At 39.3% G+C, this 11469-nt stretch carries 10 protein-coding genes and 1 pseudogene; 7 read left to right on the top strand and 4 right to left on the bottom strand.

Annotated elements, in window-relative coordinates; all coding sequences use genetic code 11:
* Both C7B62_RS21215 and C7B62_RS25850 read left to right on the top strand, forming a co-directional pair.
* A partial coding sequence (locus C7B62_RS21215) for a DNA polymerase (RefSeq protein WP_106241987.1) occupies nt 1-1390 on the top strand: 1390 nt, incomplete at its 5' end.
* Between the two features lie 290 nt (nt 1391-1680).
* Complete coding sequence (locus C7B62_RS25850; protein ID WP_158260721.1) at nt 1681-1857, top strand: hypothetical protein; 177 nt, start codon at nt 1681-1683, stop codon at nt 1855-1857.
* A gap of 10 nt (nt 1858-1867) precedes the next feature.
* Here the strand turns inward: C7B62_RS25850 and C7B62_RS21220 are convergent, their stop codons facing one another.
* Together C7B62_RS21220 and C7B62_RS21225 are read right to left on the bottom strand one after the other, a co-directional pair.
* A complete protein-coding gene (locus C7B62_RS21220) occupies nt 1868-4861 on the bottom strand; it encodes a Tn3 family transposase (RefSeq protein WP_106241990.1) in 2994 nt (997 codons plus the stop codon).
* 45 nt (nt 4862-4906) lie between these two features.
* Nucleotides 4907-5527: a tyrosine-type recombinase/integrase gene (locus tag C7B62_RS21225; RefSeq protein WP_106241992.1), complete on the bottom strand. Its 621-nt coding sequence runs from the start codon at nt 5525-5527 to the stop codon at nt 4907-4909.
* Nucleotides 5528-5776: 249 nt separating this feature from the next.
* Between C7B62_RS21225 and C7B62_RS21230 the strand changes: the two genes are divergently transcribed.
* Entirely contained in the window at nt 5777-6028 is a 252-nt protein-coding gene (locus tag C7B62_RS21230; RefSeq protein WP_199194311.1) for a hypothetical protein, read from the top strand.
* 215 nt (nt 6029-6243) lie between these two features.
* Nucleotides 6244-9417, top strand: a complete 3174-nt coding sequence (locus C7B62_RS21235) for a type ISP restriction/modification enzyme (RefSeq protein ID WP_106242011.1) — start codon at nt 6244-6246, stop codon at nt 9415-9417.
* Here C7B62_RS21235 and C7B62_RS21240 read toward each other — a convergent pair.
* Together C7B62_RS21240 and C7B62_RS21245 are read right to left on the bottom strand one after the other, a co-directional pair.
* On the bottom strand, nt 9411-9695 hold the full coding sequence (locus tag C7B62_RS21240; RefSeq protein WP_106241999.1) for a type II toxin-antitoxin system YafQ family toxin: 285 nt from the start codon (nt 9693-9695) through the stop codon (nt 9411-9413). The two genes, C7B62_RS21235 and C7B62_RS21240, sit on opposite strands and share 7 nt — an antisense overlap.
* Nucleotides 9692-9916 (bottom strand): hypothetical protein, encoded by a 225-nt coding sequence (locus C7B62_RS21245; protein ID WP_106242003.1) that lies wholly within the window; start codon nt 9914-9916, stop codon nt 9692-9694. Before C7B62_RS21245 ends, C7B62_RS21240 begins: the two co-directional genes overlap by 4 nt.
* A 74-nt stretch (nt 9917-9990) precedes the next feature.
* On the opposite strand from C7B62_RS21245, the gene C7B62_RS21250 reads away from it, so the two are divergent.
* The 3 genes and pseudogenes from C7B62_RS21250 to C7B62_RS21260 form a co-directional block, all read left to right on the top strand.
* Nucleotides 9991-10275 carry a DUF2281 domain-containing protein gene (locus tag C7B62_RS21250; RefSeq protein ID WP_106242005.1) on the top strand — a complete coding sequence of 95 codons (285 nt, stop codon included), beginning with the start codon at nt 9991-9993 and terminating at the stop codon, nt 10273-10275.
* A complete protein-coding gene (locus C7B62_RS21255) occupies nt 10275-10718 on the top strand; it encodes a type II toxin-antitoxin system VapC family toxin (protein WP_106242008.1) in 444 nt (147 codons plus the stop codon). Before C7B62_RS21250 ends, C7B62_RS21255 begins: the two co-directional genes overlap by 1 nt.
* A gap of 28 nt (nt 10719-10746) precedes the next feature.
* Nucleotides 10747-11469, top strand: a pseudogene (locus tag C7B62_RS21260) (helicase); the annotation flags it as partial.

The following is an 11469-nucleotide window of genomic DNA, read 5'->3' on the forward strand; positions in this document are numbered from 1 at the left end:
GCTAGGTATTGAGGTTTTAAAGGCAGGAGCAACCAGACAGGCGAGTTTACAGTTTACAGTTAAAGAGTTACTTAATATCTTACTGGATAAAGCAGAACAGACTTCTGATTGGAAAGGAGAGCTTTCGCAAGCTCAATTACAATATGCTGCTAATGATGCAGGGAGTTTAGTCAAATTAATAACTAAACTGCAATCTAGATTAGAACAGACTAGGTTAAGTAATATTGCTATTTTAGAGTACTGCTGCCTGCCTGCGGTGGTTCAGATGCAGCAGCGAGGAATTTATCTCGACCACCAACGCTGGCAAAGGGTAAGGTCAGATTACGAGCAACAACGCGATCGCCTGGAGTCAAAAATTTATCAAGAGTTGGGAAAAAAATTTAACATCGTCTCTTCCAAACAACTACTGGTGGCACTACAAGAATACGGGGTTGAACTAAAATCGACCAATAGCAATACTCTGATTGAGCTGGTTAAAGAATATCCAATTATGACCACAATACTTAAATACCGTAGTCTTAACACTACTATTAGTACTTTTCTCAAGGGATATGAAGAACATATTCAGCCAGACAGTAGACTGAGGGGCAATTGGTGGCAAATTGGGACTAGAACAGGAAGAACCAGCTGCACTGAACCCAATTTGAGTAATATTCCGAAAATTCCTAAGATTAGATCCTGTTTTGCTGCTTCAGAAGGTTATTTATTGATTGATGCAGATTATTCTCAAATTGAGCTAAGGTTGGCTGCTAAACGAATGGGAGTTCCCAGGCTAATTGAAGCGTTCAAGCAAGGAAAGGACATTCATGCTCTAACCGCTTCCTATGTCTATGATTGTGAAATAGATGAGCTTAAACCAGAGCAACGTAAACTGGGAAAAATTGCCAATTTAGGTTTGATTTATGGCATGGGGGCAGAAAAGTTTAGACTTAATGCAGCCAAGAAATTTAATGTCTACTTTACCCTAGAGCGTTCCAAGGAACTGCGGGATATGTTCTTTAGTCTTTATCCTGAAATTGAAGAATACCATCAACAGTGTCGGCGAAACTGGCAACAGGGTCAACAACAGGCACAATCTACTTTGGGCAGGCTAAATATTTGGTCCCATAAAAGTCCAAAATTAAATCAAATTATCAATTACTCGATTCAGGCTGATTGTGCGGATTTATTGAAACAGGCTATTTCTGATTGGTATTTAGAATCTCTTCACCACAAGTTAGATGTGTATTTAGTTTTAACTGCTTACGATCAATTGGTGATTGAGGTTAGGGAAGAGCAAGCTCAATCTGCGACTGAAATTTTAGAACGAGTCATGATTGAAGCGGGACGGGATTTACTTAACCCAATTCCAGTTGTAGTAGATCTTAAAGTAGGAAAGTATTGGAGTTGAAAAAGTATATTTACTTGGTACAAGAATACTGTGAGTAATTCACGATCAGACGCTAGATATAGAACGCGAACAACGTAATTTAAAGAATTTATTAGCTAACTTCCGCTACATCGAGCGTAGCCTTAGAAACATCGTTTATTTTAAATATTTATTAAGTATTCAGGGTAAATCACATTTACATCTGCTTTAGATCACAGCTATATTCGACAATATAACGTTTACGAAATCAAACAATATATCAAATAAATAAATAGAAGCTCAATATAACTTAAACGAGCTTTATTGCACCTATGCAGTCAATAAAAATCAGCGCGATGAAGCAGCCTCAAGTAGGTGAGTTGATTCGCTCGCTTCGGCACGAGCTAAATCTGACCCAACAGCAGTTAAGTGTCGAATTAGGAGTAGTTAGGGGGATGGCAACGATTCGTAAATTTTACTCCCATATCCCCCTCAAAGCTCTGCTATGACTGAGTTTTATTAACTAGGAATTAGAGAAAATCCAAAATTTAATGTTGGAGGTTTTCGATTCAAATCAAGGCTATAACTACCAAAACGATTGATGTGCTTGGTTAGATAAGGACTCAACGCACCGATAATCTCAGCTTCAATAGTGTTTCCTGCTTGAATATACTCCTGTAAAATTCGGCTAATCTCAAAAACATTGTAGAAAATCAAACAATTAGAGACTAAATGATTGTATTTGATAATTTTACGCTGCTCTTCTCGACTATTCTGCTGAATTATTCCTGCATTGCCAAAACCAACCCACTTAGTAAAACCATTAAACGCTTCGCTTTTATTCAAAGCTCCCTGAATGGAGGAACGTAACTCTTGACTGTCAAGGTACTCCATCAAAAAGCCAGTTCTGATAGCTCTACCTAATTCGCTAAATGCTTGATACAACCTGTTCTTACGGCTGTATGTTCCCAACTTTCGTAAGATAGTCGAAGCAGTAAACTTACCAGCCTTGATCGATAAAATTACCCGCAGCATATCGCTCAGATGGGTTTCAATTAGTTTCCAATCAATGACATCAGTAAATAATTCATCAATGTGATCGTAACGGACTTGTTTATCGGGACGGCATAAGGTTAAATCCTGCCAATTACGAATGCGTGGCATCAATTTAATCCCCAACAAATAAGCCAAAGCAAACACAGGAGTGCTTTGTCCTTGGGTATCAGCATGAATTGTATCAGGTTGAATATCGGAAGTATTTTTCAGCAGTCCATCCAAGATATACACTGCTTCCCAAACACCACAGGGAATGAAGTGAGAAAACAGAGCGATGTAGGTATCGCTGACATGATAGTAGCCAATCCCTCCATAACCACCATAGCGAATGTGATATTCAGCCAGAAGATTCTGCTCGTAAATATCCCACTTAGTCCCATCGGCAGAAGCTCGTTTACCCGAACCCCAAAACTTAGGCAGAGAAAAGCGATTATAGGCATTAATTATCCTGTAAATTGCTTTCTCCAAAGACGGCAACCCAATGTGACGCTGATTGACATAGGCTATCTGTTTGCGATCAAAGTTACTTAAAGAATTAGCTGTTTGACTTGACCCTAGATTGCATCCATAACAAAAAGTAGCGGCTAAATAACGACTGACTGAATTATCTATTTTAGGTTCATGCCCTGAGAGCAAACGGAAATATTGAGTCCAATTAAGCCATAACTCAGTATCGGTGAGGATATCCAACAAATTTACTGGTTTGATGCGGTCTTCAATCAGGGACTCAATTTGAGCTAATTTCTTAGAGTCAACTTTCTTTTTTGGTCGTTTAAGAACTGGTCTACCTTGTTCTAAACTAACGGATTGGTTATTGGGGAAAGACTGGTCGGTGGTTTGAGTTATATCTAACAGCCAATTTTTGACATGAGCGATGAACGCTTTGGGTTCTACAGGCAGCCCGACCAATGTACCAAACTCATCAATATTGGCTTCGTATTCCGACCAAGAAACCTGTTGAGTTCGATAATCAGCAAAAGCATCGCTATTTTCAACATATAAGTCTCCTGATTTCAATTCCCACATCACCTGAGAAAAAACGCACATTTCAAAATATCTGCGATTGATGAATTCTGGATAGGATTTCTTGTTTTTTTGATTGGTAATTAACTGCCACCACTTTTGGGGAATCCATTCTAAATCAAGCAGTTGAACCTTTTGATTATCCTCTGTTTGGATTACATCCAACCAGTCTTTACGACTTCCCTGATGGTCAATTAAAAATTGAATGCTTGCCTCAATCGATTTATCCTGGGTTGTCGAACGCAAACTCACCTGTCTGAGAATTTGAAACAGTATGGCTCGATGGGAACGGAAAAAACGCCAGAGAAAGGGGTAAAAGTTGTTTCCAGTATAAGCAAGATGAGCTTCGCATTCTGTCAGCAGTTGGTCGTGGTTTTCTCCAATAGCATTCTCTATTTCAGTAAATCTATCTTGTATTTCTCCTTCCGAGGAATAGGCTACAATTACATCTCTGAAGGTGCTGATTAATCTATCGGTTCGAGCTTGATATTCTTCCCGATACTTATCCAGAGCTTCTTTGGCTTTGACGTGAATTTTTTGCATCCGCCTGATAAACATCGATGCTAGGTCATCTAAAGTGCGTGCCGATTGAGTTGCTATCATGGCAGCAGCCAGAGTGTAGCGTTTGTGAGGCTCTAGCTCTTTCATTCTGCCTGCATCCAAACTCATTGCTTCTGTGGCAAAATGTTTGAGTTTGACATTAGGGATATGGGACAAAGCACTTTGATAAGTATTCAATTCGGATAACCACTTTAAACGCCAGACTAATGCTTTGAGATTTTTGAGGATGGGTCTACCTGGGTCTTGTTTGAGTTCGTGCCAGGGTGTTTTGGCAGTTGATTCGGGAATCGTCAATAATGAATCTAATCTTTGACAAGATTCATTATTTAGATATTGTCTGACTTGTCTGTAGAAATCCCTGTCTACAACACCTCTAACTCTTTTGGCTGCTCTGACTAAAGTATTGAATACGGGCAGTTCGTAACGATGATGAACTAATTCTTCAATGGCGACATTGATGATGTCTGCTAAATCATTTTTGGTTTGGCTGGCTCCTGCCATTGATTTGACAATAATTCGTCTAGCTTGAGCTTGATAGGGATGAATAGCAAGATAGTCTCGAATGATAATAATGTGTCGCCATCGTGTCCCAGATGTTTCATAGTTATTGAGAACATCAGTTGGACAAGCTAATGCTGCACTTCGGGCAATCTGCTCAACGATCGCTTGTGGAACAGTGGTGGGAGAGACAAAATACCCCAGTCTTTGAAAAGTTTTGAGTAACACCAAAAATCCTAGTTTAGTTGCTCCTTTTCTCGTATACTGATTTGCTAAATTTAGCTCTGACCTAGTTGGAGTATGGATTTCAGTTAGCTCTTTTTCTCTGACTTGATTTTTTAGTCGCGGGTAGGCGGTTTCCGCTACAGTTGGCACGAACCTTTATTTCCTCAAAAAACACAGCAATAGTTAGCATACTTGTTAATCAAGCCAAAAATTCTCAAATCTATCGGAAGATAATCGAGTATAGCGAACTGTATGCTGAATATTGCGATGTCCCAGATAATCTTGAATCGCTCTGGTGTCATGACCTTGAGATGCTAAATAATAACCGCAGGCGTGGCGTAGTTGATGAGAGTGAACGGGAAAAGGCAAACTGGCTAATTGTCCTGCTCTAGATATAATTTGACGAACCGAACGAGTCGAAAGTGGGGCTTTACGCTCCGAAATGAAAACGTACTGGGTATCGGGATAACTGAGCATTAACTGTCTTAAAGCTCTCAATTCGGGAGAACGAAGCGGATGAACACTATCATGTCCGTGTTTGATTCGGTGAATTGCTAAATAACCATCCTTGAGGTCTACACTCGACCATTTGAGAGCTACTAATTCCGCACTACGTAGCCCATGACGAAACATCAGTAAAATAATGGTGGCATCTCTCACTCCATGTCTTCCCTCATTACGAGCAGCCTTCATTAATTCTTCTACTTCATGGGGTCGAAGATATTCTCTTTCTCCTGAATAAGCTTGCTTAACTGGAGGATGATTTGGTTTAGATGACTTTGCCGAAAAAGAACCTTGAGCAGTTGTTTGTAGCATAGGTCAAAGCCTCATACTTTCGTACTTACTTTTAGTATACATTGCCGAATTGAAGCTATTCTCGGCAGTGTTTTACCAATAGCAGCAAATCATCTTGAACTTAATTGTGAGGTTTTTTGGTCTATTCAAAAATTAAATCTTCGTGACTATTCATCTTTGAGTTTTCCGTTACTCAAACGTTTGAATTTTCTGATACTGAGTTCGACTTGTTTGGTAGTTTCTTGAAAAGCTTTTACCAGAGAATTGATCGTGTTTTTTGTAATGTTTTGGTCGAGATATTTGAAGCCTGAAAATATTGTCTACAAAAGATTTGAGGGGGATATGGGAGTAAAATTCACGAATCGTTGCCAACCCCCAGTTACGCCCACGGTTAACCGATGGGAAAACGGTCATTCTCAACCTTCTCCAATGGCTCTCAAGCTAATTGAGGCGAAGCTAAAGGAGTTAGGGGAACGGGGTGAGGAGTTGTTGGAAAACTATCTAGCTAAATCAGTTAACTAAAACGGTCAGCCTATTAACCAAGGCGAAACGAAATTTAATCACTAACTAATATTCACGTTTTTACGCACTTATCGGCAGTGCGTGACAGGGATTCTGCGTGCTTCTTTATTTCGCGCTACTTCGCTTTTTTATGGAGAATTATTGTGGTTCAAGCTGTAACTAAATCGGGACAAATCAAATCTTCAAGCTTTACGGCTCAACAGTTCATATCTGTTATGAGTGGTGATGAAAAAAGCCGTGTTGAAGCCCTCAAAGAACTATTAGATTATCCGATCGCTCTGCGCGATCGCTCTGGTTCTCGATTTTGGTTTCTGCGACCAGGAGAAAGTCACTCAGCAGCAGAAGAGACGCAGCCGATCGCGGTTGGGTTTTATGACGAACTTAATTCTAAGGGCGATCGCGATCTGAAGGCATTTTTAACCAGTCCCGAACAGCAGCAAGAAATTTATGGGCATTACGTCGATCGGGTTAATGAAGACCAGCCCGTAATGTATATTCTTCTGCCCAGGGTCGAAGAAACAGGCAGAGTAGCTTTGGTTCTCCCAACTGAAGGGAAGCTGCGAATTAGACAAATTCAGACTTTTGAATGGAATTCTCCACAACTACTAAATAGCCGACTTCCTCGATTACACAAAGATTCATTACCGATCGCAGATAAGGCACTGGTATCTACACCTCTGGTAGAGTGGGTTTTCTACGATTCTGTTGCGACGGCGAAAGAGTTGGCACAGCGATTGGCGGAAGTAACAAGACAGATCGAGCAAGTAATACCCGATGTTTATGCTACCGAGTCAAGTAATGGATATTTACATCAATTATTGACCAGTTTTCAGAAGGAATTACTGCCCAATCTTAAAGTAAGTTCTACCGACGAAAAAGAATATAGTTTTGCTGATATTTATGCTCAAACTGTTGCCTATGGTTTGTTCACGGCTAGGGTATTTAGCTATGAGCGAAATAAAGATGACCTCCAAACTACTGAATTTAATCGTTTGACGGCATGGAAACTATTGCCAGAAACTAATCCGTTTTTACGTCGTTTGTTTCAAGATATCTCCGAGCGATCGCCCTTGGAATTGGGTGATGAATTAATTGAGGCGATTGTAGAAATTATCTCCTACCTGCGAGTTGCCAAGATGAAGGTTATTCTGCGGGACTTTCACCAAAAGATTAACCAAGAAGATATTGTTATTCGCTTTTATGAAGACTTTCTCGCTGCCTACAAGCCAAAGATGCGAGAACGGCGAGGGGTATATTATACTCCCGAACCTGTTGTGTCTTACATGGTGCGATCTGTTGATGGGTTGCTAAAGGATAAATTTAATAAGCCTTTAGGTATAGCCGATCCAGAAGTAATGATTCTCGATCCTGCTTGTGGAACTGGAACATTTTTGTTGTGGATATTTCAGTTAATTTATAAACGGTTTCAGGAGTCGCCAGATGCACTGACTGAGGGGTTAGAAGATAAGTCTTGGTCTGGATATGTAAAAGAGCGTTTGTTACCTCGCGTCTTCGGCTTTGAGTTGTTGATGGCTCCCTATGCGATCGCTCATTTGAAGTTGGGGTTGTTTCTTGAGGAGACTGGATATCAGTTTGATAGTGGAAAGCGTTTGAAAGTATTTTTGACCAATGCTTTGGATGATTCTGTAAAGAAAGCTGAAGTTCTTTTTGAGGAGTTTATTGCCGAAGAAGCAAATCAAGCAACTGAGGTAAAACGGGATTTACCGATAATGGTTGTAGTTGGCAATCCTCCCTATTCTGTCAATTCAGCCAATAATAGTAATTGGGCAACTAATTTAATTAGAGATAGTTATTATCCAAAAGATGCGATTAAAGAACAAAATCCTAAGCTTTTATTAGATGACTATGTAAAGTTTATTCGCTTTGCTCAACATCGAATCGAACAGACAGGTTATGGCATCCTTGGTTTTATTAGCAATCATGGCTATTTAGATAATCCTACTTTTCGGGCAATGCGTCAAAGTTTAATGAGAACTTTTGATTGTATTCATGCTCTTGATTTACATGGCAACATCAAGAAAAAAGAAAAGACTCCCGATGGTTCTAAAGATGAAAATGTATTTGATATTCAGCAGGGAGTAGCTATTAGTTTATTTACTAAATTATCTGATAATACTACTACAAGTAGTCAAATAAATCATAGCAATCTGTGGGGTAATAGAAAATATAAATATGACTGGTTAATCAGCCAATCTTTAGCAACCAGCCAATGGAATAAATTATCGCCTCAGCTTCCTTTTTCTTTACTGATTCCTCAAAATAATGAGCTATTGCCAGAATACAATAACTATTACAAAATCACTGATATTATGCCTGTCAACTCTACAGGTGTAAAAACTCATCGCGATCATTTTGTAATTGATTTTGAACAAGAGAAATTAAAAGAGCGTATTTCTAACTTTCGTAATTTACAAATTAGCGATCTAGAAATAGCTAATTCTTACGAATTAAAAGACACTGGAGATTGGAAAATTAATCCTAAGCGGAAGTCTTTAGCAGCTAATTTAGATTGGCAAACAGCATTTACTAAATGTTTATATCGTCCCTTTGATACCAGACATTACTATCATCATTCAGATGTTGTTGACCGTCCTCGTCATGAAGTAATGCAACATATGCTAGCAGGGGATAATTTAGGCTTAATATGTAGTCGCCAACAATCTCAATCAGTCACATGGAGTTTAGTAGGTATTTCTAGAGATATTGTTGAATGTTGTGCAATATCTAATAAAACTAAAGAAACTAATTATATTTTCCCCCTCTATCTTTATCCCACTACTGAAACAGAAAGACAAATGGGGATGAAACGAAGTATAAATTTTTCTCAAAACTTCCTCAACGACATCAAATCCAAACTTCGTTATATCCCCACCCCCGAAGCCATCTTATATTACATTTACGCCGTTCTTCATTCTCCCACTTACCGCGATCGCTACGCTGAATTCCTTAAAATCGATTTCCCCCGCATTCCTCTTACCAGCAATGACTTACTCTTCCGCCAACTGTCAGACTATGGCGAACAATTAGTTCAACTTCACTTAATGACATCTCCCAAACTCGACAACCTTATTACTGAGTTTGTAGAAGGAACGGGAGAACTTATAGTCGCACCAGGACATCCCAAATACCAAAATGGTGCGGTTCACATCAACAAAAACGGCGACAAATTTAAAGGTGTCCCAGAAGAAGTTTGGAATTTTTATGTTGGTGGTTATCAGCCTTGTCAAAAATGGCTCAAAGACAGGAAAGAAAGGACTCTTAGTGATGAAGATATTTTGCACTATCAAAAGATGGTTGTCGCCCTCAAAGAAACCATTGAACTGATGGTAAAAATTGATGCAGCTATTCCTAGTTTTCCTATTCAATAAACTTCATCATGAGTACCAACATCCAATAAAACTATGAGTGTTTCACCGCTTTCTTCATCTGTTTCAATAGCAAAGACAATACGACAGTCATATCCACAAGAACAAGATAATAAACCTGATAATTTTCCTTCTAGCTTATGAGTACCCAGAGATGGATTGAATATTTCATTAGACAACTCGGCAATTGTTTCCTCAATCCGTGCTTGCAACTGTGTATTACGGCGGGCAAATTTGCGGAATGCTCTCTTAAATTTACTAGAGACAATTATTTTGCTCATTCGTCAGACTGGAGAAATTCTCGAAGAGATGCGATCGCTTCATTAGCAGTTTGTGCCTTTAGCTTACCTGCTCTGAATTCAGCAAGAGTTGCTGCTGCATCGGTCGCAATTTCATCCCTGCGTCGCTCTATCATCCGACGTTGTAGGATTTGGATCAACATTTCTTGCTGTTCCAGTGGCAAATCCATTGCCTCATCCAAAACTTTATCTAGGCTCGCCATTACACTTACTGAGAGATATATCTATCATTATGAATAAGTTTCCTGTGACAGTAAACAAACGTGAGGATTAAATTATGACTATCAAAGAATTATTATTTCAAGAAATCGAATCAACTCCAGAAGAACTTCTAGAAGAAACTTTAGACTTTTTACGCTTTTTGAAAACTAAGCAAATCAAAACTCAAACAGATCTGAAATCAGATACTCACAAATCCGTTCAATCTACAGGGCGATCGCTCCTAGAGCATCTAAAAACTATTGGTACTTGGTCAGGCGATGACGCTCAATTATGCCTAGAAAAAGTATATGCCACTCGTGGCAAAGCCCAATTCGATCAGCCCAATCCTTTTGACGAATAATGTACTTATTAGATACCAATCATTGTAGCGGTGCGATTCTTGGCAACTCCAACATCATCAACCGCCTTGCGACTCTTGACAATACTTTAGTTGCTACTTGTGTAATCGTACAAGGAGAACTAATCGATATGGCAGAACGTTCGAGAGCGCGGGAGAATAATCTAGCTTTAGTACAACGCTTTCTTCAAGGTATCTATATCTACAACGTGGATGAAACAACTGCTACTCTTTACGGGCAACTGAAAGCTTCACTATTCAATCAGTTTGCTCCTAAAGAAAAAAGTAAACGCCGAAAAACGAAAATGACTCACCTTGGTTTCGATGAGAATGACCTGTGGATTACCGCGATCGCTCTGCAACAAAATCTCACAATAGTCTCAGCTGATAGCGACTTTCAACGAATTCGTACCGTTAAAGCATTATCTGTTGAATCCTGGCTTTAAATATTTCTTACTGCTTATACAATCTTTTATGCTTGAAACTGTCATCTCCGACTTAATCCGTAAACAACGCCCTTACTACCTACCTCAAGGAAATCCCATCAAAGGAGTTGACAATCAATACTGGCTAGTTTTTCAACACCGCGATGCTGATAATCTCCTTAAAAATATTGTCAGTTTCTTAGGCTTTCAAACACACAGCACGAGTAAACTAATTCGGATAGATCTCAACACTGCTCATATATTTGAATACATCCCCAAACAAGAAGGCAATCTACCTAATGCTACTCTATTACGCACTAGCAAACTAACAGTTATTGAGCAATTTGTTCAGTTGGAAAATGCAGTTAAAGAAGAGGCATTACTAGCAGGTAGTTTTCTAGAATTAGAAAGCAAAATCCGTCGCCGTCGCCGATTTAATTTACCAGACGATATTGATAAATATCACCAATTCATCACTGCTTATTTAGAACGCACTAAATTCTATCGTCGCTCTACTGCTTACTTTGAAAGTGGCGTACTGAAACTCTACTCTGAACCCCTACAAAACATTGTTAAAAATGAAGGGGAAATCCGCCTGTTGATGGATTGGCAAGGGTTTACCAATAATCGAGATCTCAAGGAACTCCAAAAACTACACGACTCAGAATATCGAACCGAATACATTCGCCGTACCCTCCAAGAATTCCTCGTAGGTTTAGAAGATAGCTCTTTCTCTAGCACTGAAATCCTCGCCGAATTAGTGAGATTGGGT

The sequence above is a fragment of the Pleurocapsa sp. CCALA 161 genome (genome assembly GCF_003003995.1).
Classification (GTDB): Bacteria; Cyanobacteriota; Cyanobacteriia; order Cyanobacteriales; family Xenococcaceae; genus Waterburya.

Coding starts and splice junctions, on each gene's coding strand:
- C7B62_RS25850 (WP_158260721.1), top strand. CDS start 1,681: ATGCAGTCAATAAAAATCAGCGCGATGAAGCAGCCTCAAGTAGGTGAG.
- C7B62_RS21225 (WP_106241992.1), bottom strand. CDS start 5,527: ATGCTACAAACAACTGCTCAAGGTTCTTTTTCGGCAAAGTCATCTAAA.
- C7B62_RS21235 (WP_106242011.1), top strand. CDS start 6,244: ATGAGTGGTGATGAAAAAAGCCGTGTTGAAGCCCTCAAAGAACTATTA.
- C7B62_RS21240 (WP_106241999.1), bottom strand. CDS start 9,695: ATGAGCAAAATAATTGTCTCTAGTAAATTTAAGAGAGCATTCCGCAAA.
- C7B62_RS21245 (WP_106242003.1), bottom strand. CDS start 9,916: ATGGCGAGCCTAGATAAAGTTTTGGATGAGGCAATGGATTTGCCACTG.
- C7B62_RS21250 (WP_106242005.1), top strand. CDS start 9,991: ATGACTATCAAAGAATTATTATTTCAAGAAATCGAATCAACTCCAGAA.
- C7B62_RS21255 (WP_106242008.1), top strand. CDS start 10,275: ATGTACTTATTAGATACCAATCATTGTAGCGGTGCGATTCTTGGCAAC.